At 46.4% G+C, this 25,327-nt stretch carries 27 protein-coding genes; 10 read left to right on the top strand and 17 right to left on the bottom strand.

Features of this window, described 5'->3' with window-relative positions; genetic code table 11:
* Positions 1-203: 203 nt before the first annotated feature.
* Positions 204-569 carry a hypothetical protein gene (locus tag MJO57_RS27515; protein ID WP_252020269.1) on the top strand — a complete coding sequence of 122 codons (366 nt, stop codon included), beginning with the start codon at positions 204-206 and terminating at the stop codon, positions 567-569.
* 27 nt (positions 570-596) lie between these two features.
* Here the strand turns inward: MJO57_RS27515 and MJO57_RS27520 are convergent, their stop codons facing one another.
* On the bottom strand, positions 597-797 hold the full coding sequence (locus tag MJO57_RS27520; RefSeq protein ID WP_252020271.1) for a hypothetical protein: 201 nt from the start codon (positions 795-797) through the stop codon (positions 597-599).
* Between MJO57_RS27520 and MJO57_RS27525 the strand changes: the two genes are divergently transcribed.
* On the top strand, positions 796-987 hold the full coding sequence (locus MJO57_RS27525) for a DUF6444 domain-containing protein (protein ID WP_371924672.1): 192 nt from the start codon (positions 796-798) through the stop codon (positions 985-987). The genes MJO57_RS27520 and MJO57_RS27525 overlap by 2 nt on opposite strands.
* Here the strand turns inward: MJO57_RS27525 and MJO57_RS27530 are convergent, their stop codons facing one another.
* Positions 988-1,515, bottom strand: coding sequence for a transposase (locus MJO57_RS27530; protein ID WP_252020273.1), 528 nt, complete (start codon positions 1,513-1,515; stop codon positions 988-990).
* Positions 1,424-2,509, bottom strand: a complete 1,086-nt coding sequence (locus MJO57_RS27535) for an IS66 family transposase (RefSeq protein ID WP_252020275.1) — start codon at positions 2,507-2,509, stop codon at positions 1,424-1,426. The genes MJO57_RS27530 and MJO57_RS27535 overlap by 92 nt, the downstream gene beginning before the upstream one ends.
* Here MJO57_RS27535 and MJO57_RS32925 point away from each other — a divergent pair.
* Together MJO57_RS32925 and MJO57_RS27540 are read left to right on the top strand one after the other, a co-directional pair.
* A complete protein-coding gene (locus MJO57_RS32925; RefSeq protein ID WP_256492529.1) occupies positions 2,508-2,633 on the top strand; it encodes a hypothetical protein in 126 nt (41 codons plus the stop codon). The two genes, MJO57_RS27535 and MJO57_RS32925, sit on opposite strands and share 2 nt — an antisense overlap.
* A gap of 261 nt (positions 2,634-2,894) precedes the next feature.
* Positions 2,895-3,809 carry an IS1595 family transposase gene (locus tag MJO57_RS27540; RefSeq protein ID WP_252020277.1) on the top strand — a complete coding sequence of 305 codons (915 nt, stop codon included), beginning with the start codon at positions 2,895-2,897 and terminating at the stop codon, positions 3,807-3,809.
* Between the two features lie 238 nt (positions 3,810-4,047).
* Here MJO57_RS27540 and MJO57_RS27545 read toward each other — a convergent pair whose 3' ends face one another.
* Genes MJO57_RS27545 through MJO57_RS27555 form a run of 3 tightly spaced genes read right to left on the bottom strand, consistent with a single transcriptional unit; the run spans position 4,048 to position 5,564 of the window.
* Positions 4,048-4,278: a TonB-dependent receptor domain-containing protein gene (locus tag MJO57_RS27545; RefSeq protein ID WP_252020279.1), complete on the bottom strand. Its 231-nt coding sequence runs from the start codon at positions 4,276-4,278 to the stop codon at positions 4,048-4,050.
* The gene (locus MJO57_RS27550; RefSeq protein WP_252020281.1) at positions 4,251-5,291 is read right to left on the bottom strand and encodes an IS1595 family transposase; all 1,041 of its coding nucleotides are present in this window, start codon (positions 5,289-5,291) and stop codon (positions 4,251-4,253) included. The genes MJO57_RS27545 and MJO57_RS27550 overlap by 28 nt, the downstream gene beginning before the upstream one ends.
* Positions 5,292-5,351: 60 nt before the next feature.
* Positions 5,352-5,564: a hypothetical protein gene (locus MJO57_RS27555; protein ID WP_252020282.1), complete on the bottom strand. Its 213-nt coding sequence runs from the start codon at positions 5,562-5,564 to the stop codon at positions 5,352-5,354.
* Here MJO57_RS27555 and MJO57_RS27560 point away from each other — a divergent pair.
* A complete protein-coding gene (locus MJO57_RS27560; protein WP_252017330.1) occupies positions 5,563-7,077 on the top strand; it encodes an IS66 family transposase in 1,515 nt (504 codons plus the stop codon). The genes MJO57_RS27555 and MJO57_RS27560 overlap by 2 nt on opposite strands.
* Here the strand turns inward: MJO57_RS27560 and MJO57_RS27565 are convergent.
* From MJO57_RS27565 to MJO57_RS27585, 5 genes are all read right to left on the bottom strand, one after another.
* Positions 7,044-7,499: a transposase gene (locus MJO57_RS27565; RefSeq protein ID WP_252019037.1), complete on the bottom strand. Its 456-nt coding sequence runs from the start codon at positions 7,497-7,499 to the stop codon at positions 7,044-7,046. The two genes, MJO57_RS27560 and MJO57_RS27565, sit on opposite strands and share 34 nt — an antisense overlap.
* Entirely contained in the window at positions 7,463-7,930 is a 468-nt protein-coding gene (locus MJO57_RS27570) for a DUF6444 domain-containing protein (RefSeq protein ID WP_252020284.1), read from the bottom strand. The genes MJO57_RS27565 and MJO57_RS27570 overlap by 37 nt, the downstream gene beginning before the upstream one ends.
* Positions 7,931-8,015: 85 nt before the next feature.
* Complete coding sequence (locus MJO57_RS27575) at positions 8,016-8,690, bottom strand: hypothetical protein (RefSeq protein WP_252020286.1); 675 nt, start codon at positions 8,688-8,690, stop codon at positions 8,016-8,018.
* A complete protein-coding gene (locus MJO57_RS27580) occupies positions 8,629-9,012 on the bottom strand; it encodes a hypothetical protein (protein ID WP_252020288.1) in 384 nt (127 codons plus the stop codon). The genes MJO57_RS27575 and MJO57_RS27580 overlap by 62 nt, the downstream gene beginning before the upstream one ends.
* Before the next feature lie 341 nt (positions 9,013-9,353).
* On the bottom strand, positions 9,354-10,310 hold the full coding sequence (locus tag MJO57_RS27585; RefSeq protein WP_252017306.1) for an IS1595 family transposase: 957 nt from the start codon (positions 10,308-10,310) through the stop codon (positions 9,354-9,356).
* 166 nt (positions 10,311-10,476) lie between these two features.
* On the opposite strand from MJO57_RS27585, the gene MJO57_RS27590 reads away from it, so the two are divergent.
* The 3 genes from MJO57_RS27590 to MJO57_RS27600 all read left to right on the top strand — a co-directional run bounded on the left by MJO57_RS27590 (position 10,477) and on the right by MJO57_RS27600 (position 15,716).
* The gene (locus tag MJO57_RS27590; protein ID WP_252017318.1) at positions 10,477-11,838 is read left to right on the top strand and encodes an ISNCY family transposase; all 1,362 of its coding nucleotides are present in this window, start codon (positions 10,477-10,479) and stop codon (positions 11,836-11,838) included.
* Positions 11,839-12,326: 488 nt separating this feature from the next.
* On the top strand, positions 12,327-13,367 hold the full coding sequence (locus MJO57_RS27595; protein ID WP_252020281.1) for an IS1595 family transposase: 1,041 nt from the start codon (positions 12,327-12,329) through the stop codon (positions 13,365-13,367).
* A 933-nt stretch (positions 13,368-14,300) separates the two neighbouring features.
* Positions 14,301-15,716, top strand: coding sequence for a DUF5666 domain-containing protein (locus MJO57_RS27600; protein ID WP_252020290.1), 1,416 nt, complete (start codon positions 14,301-14,303; stop codon positions 15,714-15,716).
* Positions 15,717-15,839: 123 nt separating this feature from the next.
* Here MJO57_RS27600 and MJO57_RS27605 read toward each other — a convergent pair whose 3' ends face one another.
* The 5 genes from MJO57_RS27605 to MJO57_RS27625 form a co-directional block, all read right to left on the bottom strand.
* Positions 15,840-16,319: a hypothetical protein gene (locus MJO57_RS27605; RefSeq protein WP_252020292.1), complete on the bottom strand. Its 480-nt coding sequence runs from the start codon at positions 16,317-16,319 to the stop codon at positions 15,840-15,842.
* A gap of 160 nt (positions 16,320-16,479) precedes the next feature.
* Positions 16,480-17,331, bottom strand: a complete 852-nt coding sequence (locus MJO57_RS27610) for a transposase (protein ID WP_252020294.1) — start codon at positions 17,329-17,331, stop codon at positions 16,480-16,482.
* 190 nt (positions 17,332-17,521) lie between these two features.
* Complete coding sequence (gene ltrA, locus MJO57_RS27615) at positions 17,522-18,784, bottom strand: group II intron reverse transcriptase/maturase (RefSeq protein ID WP_252017357.1); 1,263 nt, start codon at positions 18,782-18,784, stop codon at positions 17,522-17,524.
* 332 nt (positions 18,785-19,116) lie between these two features.
* The gene (locus MJO57_RS27620; RefSeq protein WP_252017676.1) at positions 19,117-20,544 is read right to left on the bottom strand and encodes an IS4 family transposase; all 1,428 of its coding nucleotides are present in this window, start codon (positions 20,542-20,544) and stop codon (positions 19,117-19,119) included.
* A 311-nt stretch (positions 20,545-20,855) separates the two neighbouring features.
* Complete coding sequence (locus MJO57_RS27625) at positions 20,856-21,254, bottom strand: transposase (RefSeq protein ID WP_252020296.1); 399 nt, start codon at positions 21,252-21,254, stop codon at positions 20,856-20,858.
* Between the two features lie 441 nt (positions 21,255-21,695).
* Here MJO57_RS27625 and cysQ point away from each other — a divergent pair, with 441 nt between their 5' ends.
* Entirely contained in the window at positions 21,696-22,523 is an 828-nt protein-coding gene (gene cysQ, locus MJO57_RS27630) for a 3'(2'),5'-bisphosphate nucleotidase CysQ (RefSeq protein ID WP_252020298.1), read from the top strand.
* Positions 22,524-22,598: 75 nt separating this feature from the next.
* Here the strand turns inward: cysQ and MJO57_RS27635 are convergent, their stop codons facing one another.
* The gene (locus MJO57_RS27635) at positions 22,599-22,976 is read right to left on the bottom strand and encodes a NirD/YgiW/YdeI family stress tolerance protein (protein WP_252020300.1); all 378 of its coding nucleotides are present in this window, start codon (positions 22,974-22,976) and stop codon (positions 22,599-22,601) included.
* A 702-nt stretch (positions 22,977-23,678) separates the two neighbouring features.
* Here MJO57_RS27635 and MJO57_RS27640 point away from each other — a divergent pair.
* Positions 23,679-24,719, top strand: coding sequence for an IS1595 family transposase (locus MJO57_RS27640; protein ID WP_252017335.1), 1,041 nt, complete (start codon positions 23,679-23,681; stop codon positions 24,717-24,719).
* Positions 24,720-25,327: the final 608 nt, after the last annotated feature.

The raw sequence follows: 25,327 nt of genomic DNA on the forward strand, positions 1-25,327 counted from the left end.
AAAAACACAACCAATTGAAAACTGTAGATTTTATCCTGAAAAATTAAGTGGAGCCCTACTGCTATCTGGTTCTCGTCCAAAAACACAACCAATTGAAAACTGTAGATTTTATCCTGAAAAATTAAGTGGAGCCCTACTGCTATCTGGCGACTAAACTTCCCAAGAGCAAGAAAATAAGGGATTGCCAAAACAGAGGACTCCAAATGCGCAAAAAACGCAACCCGCAGTGTAGTATGGAACTCCATTACGTACCTCATGAAATCTGCTCCCAGCTTTCCGGTATCTCGCAATGGCTTGACGCCCATCCACAGTTCAATGACTGGATTTATGAGGACTTAAGTTCTGGTGATAAACAGAACACTGGGCGGAACGGACTATCAGCAGAATCCGTTCTTCGTGCGGCACTCCTGAAACAGTATTTGAATTGTGATTATGACTACTTGTCGTTTGTTTTGATGGACTCCATGCTCTTTCGAGACTTTTGTCGCCTCGAACCAACCAGCGCCCAGTCGCTCCAGTTTGCATGGGTTCATCAGCCTTCTTACTGCATCTACATGGGAACGGATTAATAACTGTCAGCTAATGACCGCTAAAGATCAGGGTATTGAAAAAGGGCGCACTGTGGCTATTGACAGCACAGTCACCGAATCGGATATCAAACCTCCTTGCGACAGTGATCTTTTAGCCAGTTCCGTTAAAGAAATTCGTAACTGTTCAGCACCCCCACATAAATCTGGAATTTTCTGATTTTTATACCATCCTCTTAAGCACCATTTTTCCACAATATTCGCCAGCATGATTCCAGAACTACCCGCAACTATGTCGGCTGAGATTCTCTTGAAAGAGAATGCAGAGCTGCGGATGAGAGTTGCCTGTCTGGAAGAGCGATGTCGAGAATTGGAAGAAAAGGTTGGCAAGAACAGTCAAAACAGCAGCAAGCCGCCATCGTCTGATGGTTATCAAAAACCTTGTAAAAACAGTAAGTAACTATTCAGCACTGAGCAAAGGCATATTACAGTAATTCCGAACAGCTCTATGAAGTGATTGATATATGTCCATTCCCTGTTTTCTGGCAGACGACAAATAGCTGCGAATCCGTGCAAACATAGAACCACCGTCTGCACTCCTGAAGCAGCCTGAGATTTTCTGCTTTAACTTGGCCATTCGAACATCCCGCTCACTGCCATTGTTATCGAAGGGAATGGTAAAATCTGACATGAAGCGCAGTGTCTCAGCCTTGAACTCAGTGAGTCGTTTGAAGAGATTGTAAGCTTTAGTATTCTTGACTTTCTTGCGCTTAAGCTCCTCTCGTTGCTTCTCCATATAGACGACTTCTTTCATTAGAGCCCGCTGAAGCAACCGGTCATAAATCTTCTCGATTCGTTCACAGACAACACTTGGCATCTGTAGCATACCTATGGTCTTAAAGCCCTTGCAGTAATGCCAGGAAAGCCTCAGTAGCTTCATCAATCGCAACGCCAGTTGCCAGTTGATTGCTGTCCCTATCAACAACACCCAAAAGCTCCCTCAGGTGATGGGCATTGCAAAGTACGTGAGTTGCCGCATATGCAAAATAGGATTTCCAATGATCATGAACCAGAACGCCTGCAAATGTTAGCAGTATGCCCATCGTGTCCATGGCCTCACGACCTCGCTTTTCAGACAAGTAGTAGAGCGTCCATTGTTCATCCCGCATAACGTGTAGCCAGTGCAAAGAGCCCTCGGCCCGCATACCCGTTTCATCGGCTCCGGCAACAGACGATTCCCGCAAGGCGTCACGAATAACCTCTTCAGTAGAAGCCAGATTTTCATAGGTTCTGGCCACAAAATTGGCGACAGTGCCTGCACTTACACTCATTTTATAGAGAGTATTAAAATACTCTGACACGCGCTTAAAAGGCAGGAAATGGTATTGGTTAAGATAGACGGCCATAGCCTGTGTGGCTGAGCCATATTGTGCGGCAGCGGTAACACCTTCCGGGAATTCAGCCTGATTCCGACAACCACAAGTGCAGATTTTTACTTCAGCTCTATGGGCCGTTACTTCAAATTCACCCGGTCTCCCTGGTTCAAACACCTGTCGTTCAATATATTTGACCGGCTCACTATCAAGAAGAGACGCCTGACATTTATTGCATTCTTTAACCGGAAGGTACTCAATATAGTCAGGGATATCGACCTGTTTAAGACAAGTGCCCTGATGCCCTTTCTTTCCACCGGCTTTATTACCAGAAGACTGTCTCAGACTTTTAGGATTGGGTTTTTCATCCGATGGATCGGTACCTTTATCTGCGGAAAGGTCGTCAGAATGATCTGGAGAATTACTGTTTTTACAAGGTTTTTGATAACCATCAGACGATGGCGGCTTGCTGCTGTTTTGACTGTTCTTGCCAACCTTTTCTTCCAATTCTCGACATCGCTCTTCCAGACAGGCAACTCTCATCCGCAGCTCTGCATTCTCTTTCAAGAGAATCTCAGCCGACATAGTTGCGGGTAGTTCTGGAATCATGCTGGCGAATATTGTGGAAAAATGGTGCTTAAGAGGATGGTATAAAAATCAGAAAATTCCAGATTTATGTGGGGGTGCTGAACAGTTACAGAAATTCCTGATTACCACCGACCCTACGTCGTGAGCCAGCTGCTATAATAAACGTCGATAGTCATGTGTTTTGGAGGTAAAACTGATGTGTAAAAACACCAGGCTCTATTTTGATTACGAACTGCTCTACAGTGAAAACTGACTGTAGGTCACGAAAAACAAGGATTGGGCAACATTACCGGACAATATGCTGACAACCTTTGTAGATAAAGGGCTTCAGCAATGTTCAACCCAGTAGCAGTCTGAAATCCTACAAGAGCCAAACACCATTCAGTTCCAAAAAGGCCTTGGCATTATGCAATTTCTGGCTAATTACGGCAGTGAAGAGCAGTGTGAGAACACGCTGTCCTCTTGGCGCTGGCCAGATGGCTTCCAATGCCCGAAGTGTGGCTCCCGCAGTTTCTGCAAGCTTCACCGGAAAGCTGAATTCCAGTGCAATTGCTGCCGTTGCCAAACCTCGCTTACCAGTAACACTATCTTTGACTCAACAAAGCTGCCTCTAGCTACCTGGTTTCTGGGTATCTATCTCGTCACCCAGAATAAAGCGGGGATTTCTTGCCTGACGCTTCATCGACAACTTGGCATTTCCTACAATGCCGCATTGCGCATGAAACACAAACTCATGCAGGTCATGATGGAAAGAGATAACAGCTGGCAGTTGAGTGGTTTTGTTCAGATTGATGACGCCTATTGGGGCGGAGAGCGCCACGGAGGCCGCCGGGGCAGAGGCTCAGAGAACAAAGCCCCCTTCGTGGCCGCAGTTCAGACAGATGCTGATAACCACCCTATCTACATGAAGTTCAATGCCGTTGATAACTTCCGGCGAAAAACCATTCAGGAGTGGGCAGAACATGCCCTGAAAAAGGGTGTCCGGGCCGTCAGCGATGGCTTGTCCTGTTTCCGGGGTATTGAAGATGCCGGATGCCAGCACACAGCCATCATTACCGGTGGTGGGCATGCATCCATGGAGAATGAGTTGTTCACCTGGGTAAATACCATGCTGGGAAACGTGAAAACAGCGATTACCGGTACTTACCATAAGCTCGACCCCAAGCATCTGGGCCGTTATCTATCAGAGTTCAACTATCGGTTTAACCGGCGTTTTGATATGCCTTCAATGATCTCAAGGCTAGGTCGGGCTGCAGTCAATACAGCACCGATGCCGGATCGACTTCTCAAACTGCCAGACGTCCAGTGGAAACCGGGTTAGCCATCAACCGATAATTGAAAGTCAGTTGACGTATTAATATCATTATTTCGAATGATGATGTGGGTCTTTGCTTGTTCGGAGCGGTTATGAAACCGAATTTAGTTGATAATCTGGAGAACAAGCCGTCATGATGCCTGCTCCACCGGTAATACTGGAGAGGTTCTATTATTTCTTTACCGGGTTATAGACATAAAGAATGAAAAGCTGCACGTATATTCTTAAATTATCTTTCCCTGTGTCATGACGTACGATCAGTGGTAATCAGGAAGCCTTTTGAAGTGCCTCCAAATAAACGTTGCATGTCGGGGGCCCTGAAACTCTTACCAACCCCGCCCCGGACCAGCAACACATCGGCTGGACGATAAGCAAAAGATGCCTTCGGCGTAAATGCTGATCCGGTTTTTGAGTCATCATTGTAATCATCAAAACGACCGGCAAGGGCTAAGTTACCGTTAATGGTTGGAAGCACCAATGTTCAGTAATTCTGCTGATCAACCGGCCAACAGTTAATTTTTTTGCTGCCGTCAGTTCTCGCCTCCAGGCCAGATAATGGGGAAGGTAACGAGTTGCAACCCCTTGGAATACGCCGCCAATCCAGCGTTTTAAATGACTGTGATAAGAATTTACAGTCTGGATGTGGTAGATGCCTTCAACAACATGTTGACCTGCTGATGTCACCAGCTCCTTGAAGACAAATCCAAGCTTGTCAGCAAGTTTTTCGTGAGCGAGGTGTGCATCCGCACAGACCGTGGCCTGTATCGATATGCGGCCATTTAAATGCCTGCACAATTCATTAGCACTTTCGTTTTCTAATACACCGTCAACGGTATTTCGATTACGGTCCCGAGCCACCATTACCGGGACTTTTCGGGCTTTGTTGGGATCATTACCCCGCTTTCGGGTTGGCCGTGGAAGGCCTTCTCTTTGCCCTTTGAAGGATTCACGGAAAAATGTTTCATCAAGCTCAGTAATGCCACAAAGCTCTTCTGCTTGATCATTATTAATCACTTCAAGAAAGCGGTGACGCCAGCGGAACGCAGTTTTCAAGTCAATGGCATTCTCAGCAGCAGCTGGTCGCAAGACCATAGAGTGAGTCATACCTGCGAGGTACTTGTTCCATTTTTCAGGGTGCCTGAGCCTTGCCAAAGGCGTTCCACTAAAGGCGTTAAACGTTGAGTCGCAAGTCTTGCAGTGGTAGCGCTGTTGGCCATTTCGTATGCCCCAGCGACCAACGCTATGGCTTTTGCATTTGGGGCACCTGGGGTTTTCGGCAAATTGGGCAAGTATGCTCTTTTCTACGTCAGGTGTTGCATTATCGTTATTGGGTATAGATTCACTGTAAACAGGTTCAGAGTCAGTGGTTTCTACTACCTCGGTAACCTCTATTTGAGTACTAAGGAGCGAGTTGTTAAGAATGTCTCGCTGTTCACTGGTTAATGTTGAAATGGAATCAATAAAATTCTGGAAGAGTTCAGATTGCATATCACTCCCCTACAACGTAGATTTTATGGGAGTTTAGCTGATTCAACCATTAACGGTAACTTAGCCACCGGCAAGGGTAACTTCCAAATCCTCAACAACTGGAACCATCACCTCACCACCAACACCATATTGGGTTCTCTCACCACCGCCTGAGGTACCACCTTTACCTACATAGATGCCATGTAACTGTTCAGCACCCCCACATAAATCTGGAATTTTCTGATTTTTATACCATCCTCTTAAGCACCATTTTTCCACAATATTCGCCAGCATGATTCCAGAACTACCCGCAACTATGTCGGCTGAGATTCTCTTGAAAGAGAATGCAGAGCTGCGGATGAGAGTTGCCTGTCTGGAAGAGCGATGTCGAGAATTGGAAGAAAAGGTTGGCAAGAACAGTCAAAACAGCAGCAAGCCGCCATCGTCTGATGGTTATCAAAAACCTTGTAAAAACAGTAATTCTCCAGATCATTCTGACGACCTTTCCGCAGATAAAGGTACCGATCCATCGGATGAAAAACCCAATCCTAAAAGTCTGAGACAGTCTTCTGGTAATAAAGCCGGTGGAAAGAAAGGGCATCAGGGCACTTGTCTTAAACAGGTCGATATCCCTGACTATATTGAGTACCTTCCGGTTAAAGAATGCAATAAATGTCAGGCGTCTCTTCTTGATAGTGAGCCGGTCAAATATATTGAACGACAGGTGTTTGAACCAGGGAGACCGGGTGAATTTGAAGTAACGGCCCATAGAGCTGAAGTAAAAATCTGCACTTGTGGTTGTCGGAATCAGGCTGAATTCCCGGAAGGTGTTACCGCTGCCGCACAATATGGCTCAGCCACACAGGCTATGGCCGTCTATCTTAACCAATACCATTTCCTGCCTTTTAAGCGCGTGTCAGAGTATTTTAATACTCTCTATAAAATGAGTGTAAGTGCAGGCACTGTCGCCAATTTTGTGGCCAGAACCTATGAAAATCTGGCTTCTACTGAAGAGGTTATTCGTGACGCCTTGCGGGAATCGTCTGTTGCCGGAGCCGATGAAACGGGTATGCGGGCCGAGGGCTCTTTGCACTGGCTACACGTTATGCGGGATGAACAATGGACGCTCTACTACTTGTCTGAAAAGCGAGGTCGTGAGGCCATGGACACGATGGGCATACTGCTAACATTTGCAGGCGTTCTGGTTCATGATCATTGGAAATCCTATTTTGCATATGCGGCAACTCACGTACTTTGCAATGCCCATCACCTGAGGGAGCTTTTGGGTGTTGTTGATAGGGACAGCAATCAACTGGCGTTGCGATTGATGAAGCTACTGAGGCTTTCCTGGCATTACTGCAAGGGCTTTAAGACCATAGGTATGCTACAGATGCCAAGTGTTGTCTGTGAACGAATCGAGAAGATTTATGACCGGTTGCTTCAGCGGGCTCTAATGAAAGAAGTCGTCTATATGGAGAAGCAACGAGAGGAGCTTAAGCGCAAGAAAGTCAAGAATACTAAAGCTTACAATCTCTTCAAACGACTCACTGAGTTCAAGGCTGAGACACTGCGCTTCATGTCAGATTTTACCATTCCCTTCGATAACAATGGCAGTGAGCGGGATGTTCGAATGGCCAAGTTAAAGCAGAAAATCTCAGGCTGCTTCAGGAGTGCAGACGGTGGTTCTATGTTTGCACGGATTCGCAGCTATTTGTCGTCTGCCAGAAAACAGGGAATGGACATATATCAATCACTTCATAGAGCTGTTCGGAATTACTGTAATATGCCTTTGCTCAGTGCTGAATAGTTACCAGACAAGTAGTAGAGCGTCCATTGTTCATCCCGCATAACGTGTAGCCAGTGCAAAGAGCCCTCGGCCCGCATACCCGTTTCATCGGCTCCGGCAACAGACGATTCCCGCAAGGCGTCACGAATAACCTCTTCAGTAGAAGCCAGATTTTCATAGGTTCTGGCCACAAAATTGGCGACAGTGCCTGCACTTACACTCATTTTATAGAGAGTATTAAAATACTCTGACACGCGCTTAAAAGGCAGGAAATGGTATTGGTTAAGATAGACGGCCATAGCCTGTGTGGCTGAGCCATATTGTGCGGCAGCGGTAACACCTTCCGGGAATTCAGCCTGATTCCGACAACCACAAGTGCAGATTTTTACTTCAGCTCTATGGGCCGTTACTTCAAATTCACCCGGTCTCCCTGGTTCAAACACCTGTCGTTCAATATATTGACCGGCTCACTATCAAGAAGAGACGCCTGACATTTATTGCATTCTTTAACCGGAAGGTACTCAATATAGTCAGGGATATCGACCTGTTTAAGACAAGTGCCCTGATGCCCTTTCTTTCCACCGGCTTTATTACCAGAAGACTGTCTCAGACTTTTAGGATTGGGTTTTTCATCCGATGGATCGGTACCTTTATCTGCGGAAAGGTCGTCAGAATGATCTGGAGAATTACTGTTTTTACAAGGTTTTTGATAACCATCAGACGATGGCGGCTTGCTGCTGTTTTGACTGTTCTTGCCAACCTTTTCTTCCAATTCTCGACATCGCTCTTCCAGACAGGCAACTCTCATCCGCAGCTCTGCATTCTCTTTCAAGAGAATCTCAGCCGACATAGTTGCGGGTAGTTCTGGAATCATGCTGGCGAATATTGTGGAAAAATGGTGCTTAAGAGGATGGTATAAAAATCAGAAAATTCCAGATTTATGTGGGGGTGCTGAACAGTTACGATGCCATCAAGGGTGCCTTGATCCCTAACATCCTCATACTCTGTGCGGTTAATTTCTGCGAAGGTAGCAAAAGCAGCAGTTCAGAAGGCAGCTCCATCAGGTCACCAGAAAAGGAACCTGTCCAGCTGATGATGGAAGACTCTGAGTCAATTTTAGAAGTACCGCGGGCTGCATCAACAACACTTTGAGGAATCTCTTCCAGAAGATTCAACGTTCCAGCCTTCACCATATCATCGATGGTTTTCTGGATAATTTCGTCGCTTGTTTCATCCATTGTCTGGATGGTATAACCAATGGTAGTTTCCCAGTCATACTGATCCTTGAACAGACCATTAACTCCAGCCATGGCTCCAAGATACTGGCTTTCACCGCCACTGGATCGCTCTCCAAACTCCACCATTCGGCGAGTAAATGTTCCATCCTGAGCGCCCGGAGTACCAGAGGTTGGATTGCCTGGATCGGCAGCTGCAAGCTCAATGTCGTAGGCATTCGGCTCAAAATAAGCCAAGGTCTCTTTCTGACCAAACCTCAGACGGGAAAATGCGGTCATATCATCAGAAAGGTGATACTCGAAGTTCGCCATTAAGTCGAAGCTTTCATTTTCCGGCTTAAGAGTCCTGTGAGCTGAAACGGTTATAGCCACACTTCCCATCGGATCGAAGTACAGCATTTTCACCAAGCAGGCCTTCACAATCAGCAGGTATAGTTACTGTTTTATCCGCTGCCTGAAAAGAAGCACCGTATGAACTATAAGCAGAAATCTGGCTGCGGTCGCTATCATCATTATTTGCCCAGTCACGATCGGCATTACGAAGCATTTCATTGTTCTGGAATTGGGCGATGAACGTTACCCTGGATCTTTCGCCAGCTGTACCGGCCAAAACTTCAAGCCTGTTATTCTGATAACCGCCATCATGTGCGTCACCAGTGCGAAGCTTCACTTCAGCGCCCTCATAATCCTTCTTGAGAATTACGTTAACAACACCACTCATTGCGTCAGAGCCATAGATAGTTCTCGTCCAAAAACACAACCAATTGAAAACTGTAGATTTTATCCTAAAAAATTACCTGATTACCACTGATCGTACGTCATGACACAGGGAAAGATAATTTAAGAATATACGTGCAGCTTTTCATTCTTTATGTCTATAACCCGGTAAAGAAATAATAGAACCTCTCCAGTATTACCGGTGGAGCAGGCATCATGACGGCTTGTTCTCCAGATTATCAACTAAATTCGGTTTCATAACCGCTCCGAACAAGCAAAGACCCACATCATCATTCGAAATAATGATATTAATACGTCAACTGACTTTCAATTATCGGTTGATGGCTAACCCGGTTTCCACTGGACGTCTGGCAGTTTGAGAAGTCGATCCGGCATCGGTGCTGTATTGACTGCAGCCCGACCTAGCCTTGAGATCATTGAAGGCATATCAAAACGCCGGTTAAACCGATAGTTGAACTCTGATAGATAACGGCCCAGATGCTTGGGGTCGAGCTTATGGTAAGTACCGGTAATCGCTGTTTTCACGTTTCCCAGCATGGTATTTACCCAGGTGAACAACTCATTCTCCATGGATGCATGCCCACCACCGGTAATGATGGCTGTGTGCTGGCATCCGGCATCTTCAATACCCCGGAAACAGGACAAGCCATCGCTGACGGCCCGGACACCCTTTTTCAGGGCATGTTCTGCCCACTCCTGAATGGTTTTTCGCCGGAAGTTATCAACGGCATTGAACTTCATGTAGATAGGGTGGTTATCAGCATCTGTCTGAACTGCGGCCACGAAGGGGGCTTTGTTCTCTGAGCCTCTGCCCCGGCGGCCTCCGTGGCGCTCTCCGCCCCAATAGGCGTCATCAATCTGAACAAAACCACTCAACTGCCAGCTGTTATCTCTTTCCATCATGACCTGCATGAGTTTGTGTTTCATGCGCAATGCGGCATTGTAGGAAATGCCAAGTTGTCGATGAAGCGTCAGGCAAGAAATCCCCGCTTTATTCTGGGTGACGAGATAGATACCCAGAAACCAGGTAGCTAGAGGCAGCTTTGTTGAGTCAAAGATAGTGTTACTGGTAAGCGAGGTTTGGCAACGGCAGCAATTGCACTGGAATTCAGCTTTCCGGTGAAGCTTGCAGAAACTGCGGGAGCCACACTTCGGGCATTGGAAGCCATCTGGCCAGCGCCAAGAGGACAGCGCGTTCTCACACTGCTCTTCACTGCCGTAATTAGCCAGAAATTGCATAATGCCAAGGCCTTTTTGGAACTGAATGGTGTTTTTACACATCAGTTTTACCTCCAAAACACATGACTATCGACGTTTATTATAGCAGCTGGCTCACGACGTAGGGTCGGTGGATCAGGAAAAATTAAGTGGAGCCCTACTGCTATCTGGCGACTAAACTTCCCAAGAGCAAGAAACATAAGGGATTGCCAAAAACAGAGGACTCCAAATGCGCAAAAAACGCAACCCGCAGTGTAGTATGGAACTCCATTACGTACCTCATGAAATCTGCTCCCAGCTTTCCGGTATCTCGCAATGGCTTGACGCCCATCCACAGTTCAATGACTGGATTTATGAGGACTTAAGTTCTGGTGATAAACAGAACACTGGGCGGAACGGACTATCAGCAGAATCCGTTCTTCGTGCGGCACTCCTGAAACAGTATTTGAATTGTGATTATGACTACTTGTCGTTTGTTTTGATGGACTCCATGCTCTTTCGAGACTTTTGTCGCCTCGAACCAAACCAGCGCCCCAGTCGCTCCAGTTTGCATGGGCTCATCAGCCTTCTTACTGCATCTACATGGGAACGGATTAATAACTGTCAGCTAATGACCGCTAAAGATCAGGGTATTGAAAAAGGGCGCACTGTGGCTATTGACAGCACAGTCACCGAATCGGATATCAAACCTCCTTGCGACAGTGATCTTTTAGCCAGTTCCGTTAAAGAAATTTGTCGGCTGCTGGAACGGGGACAAACACTGACAGCGACACCGCTTTATGAATATACCCATCACAACCGAGCCGTAAAAGATGCGGCCAGAAAATGCATCTACGCTGGCAAAGAAGAGCGGCATCAGCATTATAAAAAACTGCTGCAGTTGACCCGAAAATCCCGGAAGGTACTTATCGAAGCTACTGTCACGCTAGCAAACGCCCGTCAGCAGGGGCAGTGTCTCCTGGCTGATGATGCCGACAAGTGGCAGGCCGATGTGGATCACCTGTTACCCCTGGTGGATGCAATAGTCTCCCAGACAGAGCGCAGGGTCTTTAAGGGTGAAAAGGTGCCAGCCCAGGAAAAAGTGGTTAGCCTGTATGAACCCCATACGGATATCATCGTAAAAGACAGGCGGCAAGTACAGTATGGCCATAAACTGAACCTGGTTCAGGGAAAAAGTCGATTGATCCTGGACCTGGTTATTGAGGAAGGTAACCCAGCGGATTCGGACCAATTCATTCCGATGATGGAAAGACAAAAAGAAATTTATGGTCGTGTACCTCGCCAGACAAGCGGTGACGGCGGATACGCGTGTCGCGCTAATTTGGAAAAAGCCAAGGCCATGGGAATCAGCGATGTAGCTTTTAATAAGAAGCGCGGACTTGAAGTCGAAGAGATGACTAAAAGTCAGTATGTGTATAAAACGCTCTTTCGCTTCCGGGCAGGTATTGAAGCGGGAATTTCGTGGCTAAAGAGATGTTTTGGGCTATCACGTTGCCACTGCAAGGGTTCTGAGCGTTTTGATTCTCATTGCTGGTTATCGGTGGTCTGTTACAACCTGGTGATTCTGGCCAGACACCCGGCACCATCCTGATAGCCACCTCCACGCTACATGAAAGTACCTTTCCAGCATGGTGGGAGGATGTTTTCTGCCTGCTTTTCGCGTTTTTCTCCAATATCCGTCCCAGATTAGAGAAAAAAAGGGAAGAGTTTTTGCGGCTCTCTGGAATTTCAGGAAATATCAAAACGCACGTACAATCTAATTATGATTGCCTGATGCGTTTTTGGACGAGAACTAGATAGTATCTATTAATAAGTCCGAATTATTGTCTGGTTCTTGGCAGAAGCGACAACATTTGATGGGACACTAGGCAGGTTAGTCATCATTTAAGATATGGCAAATTTTCTATGGTTTTTTATCTGTACGTAAGTACATAAAAAATGAAATCACATAGTTTCCAGCCTCCTGGAAGACTTCCGGTGTTTGTCAATAGAGCTTTCATAACCCTGGTGTATGGCTAAGTTACCGTTAATGGTTGAATCAGCTAAACTCCCATAAAATCTACGTTGTAGGGGAGTGATATGCAATCTGAACTCTTCCAGAATTTTATTGATTCCATTTCAACATTAACCAGTGAACAGCGAGACATTCTTAACAACTCGCTCCTTAGTACTCAAATAGAGGTTACCGAGGTAGTAGAAACCACTGACTCTGAACCTGTTTACAGTGAATCTATACCCAATAACGATAATGCAACACCTGACGTAGAAAAGAGCATACTTGCCCAATTTGCCGAAAACCCCAGGTGCCCCAAATGCAAAAGCCATAGCGTTGGTCGCTGGGGCATACGAAATGGCCAACAGCGCTACCACTGCAAGACTTGCGACTCAACGTTTAACGCCTTTAGTGGAACGCCTTTGGCAAGGCTCAGGCACCCTGAAAAATGGAACAAGTACCTCGCAGGTATGACTCACTCTATGGTCTTGCGACCAGCTGCTGCTGAGAATGCCATTGACTTGAAAACTGCGTTCCGCTGGCGTCACCGCTTTCTTGAAGTGATTAATAATGATCAAGCAGAAGAGCTTTGTGGCATTACTGAGCTTGATGAAACATTTTTCCGTGAATCCTTCAAAGGGCAAAGAGAAGGCCTTCCACGGCCAACCCGAAAGCGGGGTAATGATCCCAACAAAGCCCGAAAAGTCCCGGTAATGGTGGCTCGGGACCGTAATCGAAATACCGTTGACGGTGTATTAGAAAACGAAAGTGCTAATGAATTGTGCAGGCATTTAAATGGCCGCATATCGATACAGGCCACGGTCTGTGCGGATGCACACCTCGCTCACGAAAAACTTGCTGACAAGCTTGGATTTGTCTTCAAGGAGCTGGTGACATCAGCAGGTCAACATGTTGTTGAAGGCATCTACCACATCCAGACTGTAAATTCTTATCACAGTCATTTAAAACGCTGGATTGGCGGCGTATTCCAAGGGGTTGCAACTCGTTACCTTCCCCATTATCTGGCCTGGAGGCGAGAACTGACGGCAGCAAAAAAATTAACTGTTGGCCGGTTGATCAGCAGAATTACTGAACATTGGTGCTTCCAACCATTAACGGTAACTTAGCCCTGGTGTATCGTGTTGATTTGCACTATCCCGGACCTCTCCGGGCCTTGCAGATACGGATAACATCCCGGTAGAAGAATGAGTTTTCTGGCCCGGTTGGTACAAAGCAGCAACAAAATAATGCCGCTGATTACTGGGTGATTAGTTTCCACTGGCCTTAATAGATACTGCCCATCAAGCTGGTCATGACAAAGAGCAGGTTATTGGTCAGGATATCGGGCATCAGCTCATTTCACTGCCGTTCATGGCCACGATGTCAGACGCTCGGTTATCACTACAAACTCGGTTTTATTGACGTAGATCAATTCTTTTAGTTCGGTAAATACGTAATCTATGTCTGTCCATTGAGTGATTGCCGAAGTCGATAGCGATTGTTTCGGGGCCTGGTAATAAAAACACTAAATACTCACTCTTTGTCTAAGAATAAATACCACCCCAATAATAATAAAAACCGCATACAGCTGATGGATCAGCAATTGCAGCCTTGCTTTTGGCGAGGTTGTTTATTGTTACCTACGGGAGAGTCAGCAGTGTTTCCCGTATTCAGGCGGATAGGATGATACGTCACTGTGCGTAAAATAATAACCTCAACCTATAGGCCAGGGCCTTGGGTTGAGTGAAGCACTGCGCCAGGGAACAGGTGTTCTGGTATCACAGTGACGTGAACCAATGGAAGCCTCAAAAAACCAGGCAGGATGCACTGGAAACTCCAACGACGCTGTTCGTTCTCTACGGTCCCCGCTTTATGCGGGGCTTTTGTTTTGCTCAGATCAACGCCAAGAAAAGTAACCTGACCCTCAATTCTTTTCCTTTTCTCATTTACGCACCCATTTAGATCATGCATGAACGTATAATGAATAAACGCTTAACGTGATATTAAGGTACAAAATTTATAATAACTGCTTTCCGATTATTATTTTTTGAAGCGTTACCATGTTTAAGCAGTTGTTGCACAACAAAAAGGTTTTGATTCTCCCTCTCGTCCTTGTCATTGCTGGCTGTGGCGGTGGCGATGGCAGTGGCGACGACGACGTTTATTTCCCACCTCAGCCACCGACAATAACACCGATGCCGCAAGTGCTACCTAAAATTATTAACGGTGAACTGACCCGGTATGACCAAAACAGTGGCGACGGTGTTGTCGCTGGTTACTCGGTCTCTCTGGCTGGTATTAGTCTGAGCCGCTCTTCTGCTCCAGAGCTGCAGGTTGGCATGGTGCTTAAACTGACCACTGACGGCAACAACAAGGTGCTCTCTGTCGTTTATGACGATATTATTCGTGCGCCCGTCACCGCAGTTGATAGGGAGAAAAAGAGCCTGACCGTGGCCGGTATGACCATTCTCACTGAAAACGCCCGCTGGGGTAATGGCCTGACTTTTGACACTGCTATCAGCGGTACATTAGTAGAAGTCAGTGGCTTCCTGATTGATAGCACGACTATTCAGGCGACTTACATCGAGCAAGAGATTCACGAACTTGAACTGGCCGAAATTGAGGGCGTAGTGACCGGGGTAGACAGTGTTGCAAAAACCTTCAAGCTCGGCAGCATAATCGTCGACTACAGCAAATTCTACGCACCCGACATGATTGTTAATGGTCTCTGGGTTGAAGTCACTGGCATTATTAATGGCATGGCCATGACTGCTGAGATGATCGATATCGACAACCCCGACTATGATGACATGACCACCATGGAACTGGAGGGCCGGGTTAGCTGGATCAGCACCAATCTTGATCGCCTGCAACTCAACCATAACCGCTTTGTCACCCTGACTGCCAACACTCGCTTCAGGAATTTGGCCAACGCAGCAGCTATCAAAACCGGTATGCTGTTGGAAATTGACGGTACCTGGGACAGTGCAACCAATAGTCTCGCTGCTCAACGGGTTGAGCTCGACAATGATGATGGTTATTTCGGCCCAACTGGGCCTTCCGGACCGACTGGCCCGACATTTGCCCGCCCTGAGTTTAATCTTGAGGGAAAAGCCTTCTACGACAGTACAACCGACACCATCGAAGTGAACGGTTTTTCATTCACGCCAACCCTGATGATGGAAAACGAACTCTATAACATGCCTTATCAGAACCTGAATGGCGACAGAGTCTCTCTTTCTGGCCTGACCCAAAACAGCCAAAACCTGCTGCTGGAGATCGAGCATGAAAATTATGATGGTACAATCGAACTGAAAGGGAAGGTGACTCAGTCTGAAGCCGGGCAAAAGAATGTGTGGGGCTATACCGCAACCGACGGCAGTCTTCCACAAGAGCTCGGTACCTATGTGGATGTTGAATGCCATCTTGATACACCCACAGGACTGACGGTTTCAGGCTGTCACTATGACGACTAACCGCTGCTATTCTTAACCAACGTTAACGCTGCCAACCGTCAGCGTCAGCAGTTTCAGCAAGCATTGCCTGGTGTAAAATGAATGTCGTAACTAATAGGATGATAAGACAGACTCTGAAAATAATTATTTCCCACTTCGGGATTTGTGGCTGCTGGAACCGATATAGAACATACTGTGTTCAAGATTTCCTTTATCTAAAAGCTGAACAATATCACCCCACTTTAAGTCTTTTTCATTGAACGGTAAGAGTGAAGCGAATGGAAGATTTTCATACCAGTCAAGAAAGTCAATATCTTCTTGCTTATCCATTCCAAAGGCTAAATAGTTTGCAAAGTGGTGGCAGTTCCCGGAAAATACACATCCTTTATCCTCAGGCACTGTAACCTTGCATAACTTTTGAAAGCTATATGTAAAAATATTAGAGAGCCTTGTCACTGCTTCATTCCACGTATTCGGCTGCTGTTGATTATCCTCTGGTATTCTTAAGCTGCAATTATGATTCAAAAGAGGAATGTCTGGATCAATTTTAAAATGTTTGCTTCCACCTAGTACAAAAGGAAAAACAACAGGATTTCGCTTCGATTTTTTTATCTTAATGTACAACTCAGGAGAATCTAAAACCTGCAGTTGTTTTAAACATCTCGACTTTAGAGTCTGTATAAAACGATAATTCGGTCAGCTTTTTATAGTGAAGCAAGCCGAAATCAGTGAACTGTTTTTCCAAGTTCGTTATTACTTCCGTTTTTTGCCTAAAAGCCTTTAGTTATGCTGCTTCTGAATTATCCGGTATTAACTGGTCGATCAGATCGCGAAAATTGAACTCATATTTTTGCTTATATCTGTTCCAGCCCTTGCGAATAGAGAACCTCGGAATAATTCCTGAAAGAGCAATTTTCATCATGCCTGCAGTGGTTGTATCCGGGCTTCTCCAGGGTATCCGAGAAATATTCAGACATGCCTGATTTTTACAAACGGTTAATAACTGCAATAATGCATAGCCTGCCATTTTCAAATGCATCCATCGAAGCAGTGTTCGCAATTTCTGCTGCCATAAATGGCAACAGCCAAAAGCATGTTTGAGTTGGTGAAACATTGGCTCTACCGGCCATCTCCGGGAATAGGCACGAAGCACCTCCAGTCCCTCAAGTTCCGGATTGGTCGAGATGAATATTCTGCTTTCGGTCAGACCTTTGTCATTTTCAAAGCGACTCCAGACGACGCGTACTTCACGACCTTTAAGGAATCTGGCGCGACAGATCAGGGTACGATAACGTATTTTGCGAAATTTGCCGTACATCCATACTGTTGCTTTTTCTTCCGGCAGTTTCTTAACCTGTTCTGTCGTCATCTTGATGCCGTACTTTTTTGGGCGCCCTCGCTTCTTTACGGTGGGTGCTGGCGGCAAAGCATAGAGGGCCCGATTTGAAGGTATCTGACCAACAACTTCTATGTTCATTTCCAGAGCTGGCTTTATCAGTGTCCAGTTCATATACCAGCAATCGGTTAGCAGGCGTAGCACTCGATCCTTCACTTCATTGCGTACCACCCTGAGCATGGCCACGGCAATTTTCAGTTTGCTGGTGTTACCTGAAGCTGGTGTCGGAAATGAGATCACCGGTATGGCGGTAAATACTTCATCTGCAGCCCGCTCAAATATGATGGCCAGGGAAACCCAACACTGCCCCCAGATGTACGTCGGCCGATTGCGTTTCTTGCTGTGTTGATGATGTGTACGAATCGGGTAAGGGCCGGTCTTTCTCCAGCCCTCCCCACAGCACCCGGCATGCGGGTCCGCACCGGGCGGTTCAACGATGATGGTGAAACCTGATCCATAAGTCTTTCAATGAAACAAGCCCAATTTTCGCGAGGTAACTGTTATTCAGTGCCTGTTGTACCGCATAGGTTTTACTCAGACGGTAATACCCTTTGCTGCTGGCTGCGATCTTGGCGGCGTTAATTTTATCAACGCCTAACCTGACCAGATTCTTAAAACGGGTTTTCGGCTTGCGCCATTGCTTCAGAAAGCAGCAACGGATTCGCCGACGTATCCATTGATCCAGCAGGGGAATTGGTCGGTGATATTCCGATAACCGGAAATACCCCATCCAACCCCGGATATATTGTGCCAATTTGCGTAACCGATGTTGCATTGAGACACCCCAGCGACGACTGGTCAACTTGAGTATCCGGTATTTGAATCGGTCCAGACACTTCTGGGCCCAGCGAACTTTCTTCCCTGTGAAGGTGAAACTCAGGAATTCGCTTTCTGTTGCTTTCACAACTTTACTTTTCCGGGAGTTAATCTTCAGTTTCAATTTGCGTTCAATGAATTGGGTAATGCTGTGCATCACCCGATCCCCTGCACGCTGACTTTTGACGAGAATCACAAAATCATCACAGTATCTTGCAAAGCAATGACCCCGATATTCAAGCTCCTTGTCGAGTTCGTCGAGGACCACATTAGACAGCAAGGGTGATAAAGGCCCACCCTGTGGCATGCCAACCCTGGTCGGGTAGACATTGCCCTCAATCATGACACCGGAGCGCAGGTAGCTACCAATCAGTTTCAGAAGGCGTTTGTCGCGGACCTTACGGGAGACCCTCGACATCAAAACGTCGTGATTAACCGTATCAAAGAATTTACTCAGATCAACGTCAACAGCGTAATGAAGCCCCCGGTTGATCAACTGCTTAACCTGACGGACTCCGTCGTGTGCTGACCGTCCCGGTCGGTAGCCGAAGCTGTTTGGAGAGAAACCCGGATCAAAGACAGGGGTCAGCACCTGCACAATGGCCTGCTGTATGACCCTATCCATCACGGTAGGGATTCCCAGCAAACGCTCACCGCCGTCCGGCTTTTCTATAACATGTCGGCGCACGGGTGATGGCTGGTAGGTTCCGTCCAATAAGGCTTGACGCACTGAAGGCCAATGCTGTTTGGCAAAGTCTGGATAAGCTTCAATAGTGACTCCATCAATACCCGGAGCACCCTTGTTGCTTTTGACCTGTTTCCATGCACTTGCCAGATTAGCCGGTTCAAGTACGCAATTTAGTAGATCATGGTTCAAAGCTGGTTAAAGATTCTGTCGCCAAGTACGGTGAGTCGCCGGACGGCTGCATCGCCTTGAGGGAATCAGTCTCCTCTTTGTCGTCGATGTTCGGCCCTTCGCTAACGACTTCCCATCCGTTAATGGCTTCTGTCGTACAGCTACTATGGCCTCTGCTGACTTCTGTCCAATCACCACGCGGAGTTACCTCTGCTGGCGCTATTGGTTGCCATCGGGTTTGCTCGAACAGGATGATGAGACCTGTTCGCCGAGCCTGTTGTAACCAGTGGCTGAGAACTGGGAATTACCAATCGCATGTTGAACAGATCTCCCCGGATAAGGCTGACTCTTGATCACATCTCTCCAGCGCTGAACTGCCGGGCTATCTGCCAGGTTTTTACCCGATCCTGCAATTTCGCCCAGCCTTCCCATACCACTAACCAGCCGGGCTGCCCTGTATGCTTTGAATCACCCCAACCACCAAGCCGAGCAATCGTTTGAAGCAGCCAAGTGACTGTTGGCGGCTTATCGGGCAACGCTTTTTTTTCATAGGTTAGCCAGAGAACCTGCCATTCATCATCACTGACCACCTCATTCGCGAGTGTTTTTTCACTCCAAAGCTTTCTGTCTTTGTGCTGCCTGTCATTCGGTAACATTAATGCTTCACGGATTTGCATTAGTCTGACAGCGACAAACATTAATATGACCGCAAGTCGTTCAATGTTATCCGGAGATTGCAGACGAAGCCTTTCTACTCCTGCTCCCGATTTCCAAGCCTTATGGAACTCTTCTATTCGCCATCGGAGCTCGTAAAATCGAATGATAGAGCGACAGTCTTCGAATGTTTCAATATCTTCAGTTGTCAATAGTACCCAGTGCAAACGGTCTTCGGAGTCATTGCCAATCTCTTCAGCCGACACAATATTCATAGTTACCGGTTCCGGCCTGCCGCCTGGCCTTTGCGGCGCCTGTATTGTCATCTTCTTTCTTTTGACCTGCAGCGTTGCCTTTCGCTTCTTTCTACCTCCTTTTTGAGGAACCACTATCGTATATTTCCCCAACACTTCAGTCTGAGCTAAGGAATCAAATAATAAGAGTTCGCCATCCACCAGGATTCTGTTTTGTGTAGCTCTTACAACAAACCGCTGTCGGTTATCCAGTTTGTAGTGCATATATTCGTATATATCCGCCTCCCGGTCGCAAACACTGATGATGTCAGGCATTTTACCCCCCATCCTTTGTTCTGTGTTTTCAGAGGCTCTTTGCCACTTAAAGCTTTCCTTTCCCTCGTAAGGTAGCTGACGACGTTGGTTCTTTTTCCCCCGCTGAACGTCCTCTCTAACCCATCGTTCTTGATCAATAAGCCCAATGCTTCGCTCTGTATCCGCATCAACCAAGAAGACAGAGTGGACGTGGAATCCTCTGGTTTTAGAGCCTTCAGGACCTCCAAGATCACCAAGCTCGGATCTGACAGCATGTTTATAACCCAGGGTTGTTGTATCTTCGAGAGCCAGAAGTAGGCGAGACTGTCTCGCTATTTTGGCAGTTGCCTGAAAGCCTGCCTCAGCTATTGCTTCAGGCTTTACGGCCTCATTCTCAATCAGCCGGTAAGCTCCAGTTACCAGTGCGGTATAACCTTCGCATGAAGATGACAAAGAATTACCGGTATGAGCTGAAAGCTCGGCAGCAACTTTGACAAGTCGTTTTGTACGTCGAGTATCGCCCAAATCAGCACATCCAAAAGTTAGTTCTGACCATGGTTTAGGAGAAAGTGGAAGCATGACCTGTTTTATCAGTGAGAAATGATAGAACAAGGTAGCTATTTGTGATCAAGAGACAGGGATAAGGACATGAACTTTCAGTGCACAACCGCCGCATTTACCGTGTCTCACGAACCATAGGGCTTTGTGATCCTTGGCTCACTCGCCCAGAGACTCAGCCTTATATGCGATTTCTGTACGTCGGCTCGCACCTTTGCACTCAGACTGCCTCCGCACAGCCCCTCGCGGGACTGCACTTGCCTTAAGCTAGTGGTTGTCATCAGCAGGCGTCTTTACCGCCAGTCAGATGTAGGTTCTCCCACAGGGGACTTTCACCCCATCAGTTCATGCCCATGCCGGGCGTACCAAGCAGGGGCTTTGTCGGAAAACCGTTCGATTACCCAGTCATCAAGCCCCAGGACCACAGGTTGATTCTCAGGAGCTTTGGAGCAGACCAGACGGATCAAGTGGCGTGCCAAGTTCTTCCATTGCCACTTGCCCTGAGATAGCCAGTGGTGGTAGCTGCTCCACACACAATGAAAATCAATTGTTAACAACGCCTGTGTAACAAAGCCGTCGGCTGAAAGCATGCAACCGAACAGCAGTTCGCAGAACGTTGGTACTGCAGTTGATGATAGCGCTCCAGCAAGAAAGGTTGTATATGAAGCGAGCTCCCTGAGGATTACTTGATGATCTGAAGTGAGCATGGCAACCATCTCGAATTTCGTCATTGGGGATGGTTGCTTTTAGCAGATTATGCGCCGGAACTATTGTGCTCTTAAAACTCTAAAGTCGAGTTAAACATGTAGCTTTTCTTTTATTTAAAGAAACCTGAGCTCCAGGAGTTGATGGTTTTCTTTCAGTAACTCTTTTGATATCAATGTTTGATTTTAAGTCAGGAGCTGGTGGAGCATTAATTTGATAATTTTTTATTTCGGTAGATAATATGGGTTGCATATATCTAATATCCCTTTAAGTGTAGTAGAGACTTTTTCATTTGATCAGTTGCTGGAACTGTGTACCCGGCCAGACTTCACTGAGGCCAGAGTGATCGCAGCTCTCTTTCTGGTTCGTGAGAAACTTAAAGCCGGGTTATTAGCTAATGCACACAATTAGCCAGCAAGCTTATGTTAAAAGAGACTGACCCACCTTTGGCACTATGAGCGCGAGATATGAGCAGCGATCTTGAGTCTTTAACCCCTGAGTTAGTTCACATTGCCCGAGAGGCAGGAAAACGTATTCTTGCCGTCTATTACCAGGATGATATCGGGATACAGACCAAACCAGATACGACACCGGTAACTAATGCTGACTTTGCGGCGAACGCTGTCATTGTGGATGGACTAAACAGTTTATCCATAAAGTACCCTCTGCTTTCTGAAGAATCGGAATATCCTCCCTGGCAGGAAAGAAGAAACTGGCAGCGATACTGGCTGATTGACCCACTGGATGGAACTAACGAATTTATTAACCGAAATGGTGAATTCTCAGTCAATATCGCCCTGATTGAGAATAACTACCCTCTGCTTGGTATCGTGCATATTCCCGCAATGGATATCTCTTACTGGGGTGGGGAAAGCCTGGGGGCGTGGAAACAGGATAAAGAGGGTGTAGTTCAGGCGATTCAGCCCAGAAAGTTTGCCCCGGAGAAAGAAGTGATTGTTCTTGGCAGCCGCAGTTATGGAACAGAAGCAGCCCGTAATTATCTTAACGCACTAAAAGCTATTTACCCGAACCTCATTTCAAGAAAAGTAGGCAGTGCCCTGAAAAGCTGCCTGATTGCTGAGGGTCAGTCTGATATCTATCCAAGGCTTGGCCCTACTTCTGAATGGGATACCGGAGCGGTGCAGGGAGTTGTTGAAGGGGCCGGAGGCTTATTTCTCAATCCGGATGGTCAGCGCTTCAGCTATAACATGAAAGAAAGCCTTGTTAATCCTGACTTTCTTGTACTGGGTGATAAAACCATTGAATGGCAAAGTTTCTGGCCACCGCATTCATGAGAGACTGCCTGGTAAAAGGCATTTTGAATAAAATAATCATCACTTTTTGAATGCAAATAGCTCTCTTGATAATGGTTAAAAAACATAATAAATATCATCTACCTCAATCCTGGGGGTTCTGTCGGGTGGGTTATCCACCTCCCCCTTGATAACGATGGGAGCGTTTAGCTTAAGCCGCTCATCAGGTAGGGCTGAATCATCAATAACCACATTAATATCACCGGTTTCACCACGAAACAGGTAAATTTTCCCTTTGATTTTCTTAACAATTTCCCCGGAAAGCCGAACCAGTTCTTCATCGTCTGATGCGTTCAGAATTTCTTCCACACTGTGCCTGTGATACGTGGGCTTTTCTAACATAACACTTTCATCAAGAGCGAAGTGTTGTTCCTGGGTGCAGGCCGATACAATAAGACCTGAAATGATTATTCCTGATAACTGTCCTTTTGTCATAACACTTTTCTCTATTCAATCCATATATGATGATTCGGCCGTACCAGGCTATGATGCAATAACCATTTATCCTTCAGCATTTATCCTTCAGAAAAAGGAGGGCCAAGCAAAAACTATTTGTTTTTAATCAAAAATTTCAAACAATATCTTTGTTAATCAATACCTGATTCAGCATAGCAAAGACTTTTCGAATTTGTTTAAAGAGAATCATCATAGCTGAGTTTGAACGATTTAACGATTTAACGGTCAAATGTTCTCAGTTTCTTAACGCTTAAGGAATGGCAAGAACACAACAAACTGCTGCGCATTATCGCAGGTTAGTTTTGAGAGACTGAAAATCTTCAATAATCCAATTAAGAAGTGATTCTATATGCAACCACAAAATAATAACTTTTACAGTGTGAATATTAACTGTCCTGGAACTGAATGTCCTGAATTTGTTGGAGCCGTTACTGGTGGTCTTATTGGTGCCTATTCGGGTCACCCGGTTGAAGGGTGTATTGCAGGGGCGGCAGTAGGATGCTTATGCGAGGATTGGTTAAGGGCTCCTCGCACGATTAACACAGGGGGAATAGAACTCAGTGACAGAACCGTCACTCTTCATATGCCTAGCACGCAGCGAATACACAGGGACTAGGCTAAGTTACCGTTAATGGTTGAATCAGCTAAACTCCCATAAAATCTACGTTGTAGGGGAGTGATATGCAATCTGAACTCTTCCAGAATTTTATTGATTCCATTTCAACATTAACCAGTGAACAGCGAGACATTCTTAACAACTCGCTCCTTAGTACTCAAATAGAGGTTACCGAGGTAGTAGAAACCACTGACTCTGAACCTGTTTACAGTGAATCTATACCCAATAACGATAATGCAACACCTGACGTAGAAAAGAGCATACTTGCCCAATTTGCCGAAAACCCCAGGTGCCCCAAATGCAAAAGCCATAGCGTTGGTCGCTGGGGCATACGAAATGGCCGACAGCGCTACCACTGCAAGACTTGCGACTCAACGTTTAACGCCTTTAGTGGAACGCCTTTGGCAAGGCTCAGGCACCCTGAAAAATGGAACAAGTACCTCGCAGGTATGACTCACTCTATGGTCTTGCGACCAGCTGCTGCTGAGAATGCCATTGACTTGAAAACTGCGTTCCGCTGGCGTCACCGCTTTCTTGAAGTGATTAATAATGATCAAGCAGAAGAGCTTTGTGGCATTACTGAGCTTGATGAAACATTTTTCCGTGAATCCTTCAAAGGGCAAAGAGAAGGCCTTCCACGGCCAACCCGAAAGCGGGGTAATGATCCCAACAAAGCCCGAAAAGTCCCGGTAATGGTGGCTCGGGACCGTAATCGAAATACCGTTGACGGTGTATTAGAAAACGAAAGTGCTAATGAATTGTGCAGGCATTTAAATGGCCGCATATCGATACAGGCCACGGTCTGTGCGGATGCACACCTCGCTCACGAAAAACTTGCTGACAAGCTTGGATTTGTCTTCAAGGAGCTGGTGACATCAGCAGGTCAACATGTTGTTGAAGGCATCTACCACATCCAGACTGTAAATTCTTATCACAGTCATTTAAAACGCTGGATTGGCGGCGTATTCCAAGGGGTTGCAACTCGTTACCTTCCCCATTATCTGGCCTGGAGGCGAGAACTGACGGCAGCAAAAAAATTAACTGTTGGCCGGTTGATCAGCAGAATTACTGAACATTGGTGCTTCCAACCATTAACGGTAACTTAGCCCAGGGACTAAGTTTGTAATTTACTTCGGATCATCCACTATTTCTGGTTGGTAATCTGGTGCTTTTTGCCAAATCGTAACAGTTGACTCGGTTCATTCTCAGCTGTGAGACAATCACAGCTGGTGCAAGATTGAGTTCACCGCATGTTTTGGATCGAGCCGTTCAAGCCTGGCATAAAAGTCTGAAGGTCATGCCTGACAGTTTGACTTCACGGTGCCTTCAATAAGCACTCAACCTATGTATAATTTGGTCGTCCACTGCGAAGATGGGCGAATCAATATCAGTAATGCAAGTGCTGAGAACACCTCCGCGTTGTACTTTAAGATTACAATTCAACTAATTCAACTTTATGATTGAACTATGGCGGGTTTAGCTGGTCAGCATTATGTGCCATCAAGGCATAAATTGGCCGTTCTACTTAATGCAATCGTACCCCCATGGCAACTCCCGTACCAAATCACACTGCTTTCACCACTTCCCCAGCCACCATTGCTACTGAGCGATTACCGGACAACAACAACATCAGAAAGCGCTATTTCTCCGGACATAGGGTTCAACCCGTTGGTAGGGAAGACAGGCAAACTCAAGAGGATTTCACAGAGCGGTT

This window comes from Endozoicomonas sp. SCSIO W0465, assembly GCF_023716865.1.
Classification (GTDB): domain Bacteria; phylum Pseudomonadota; class Gammaproteobacteria; order Pseudomonadales; family Endozoicomonadaceae; genus Endozoicomonas.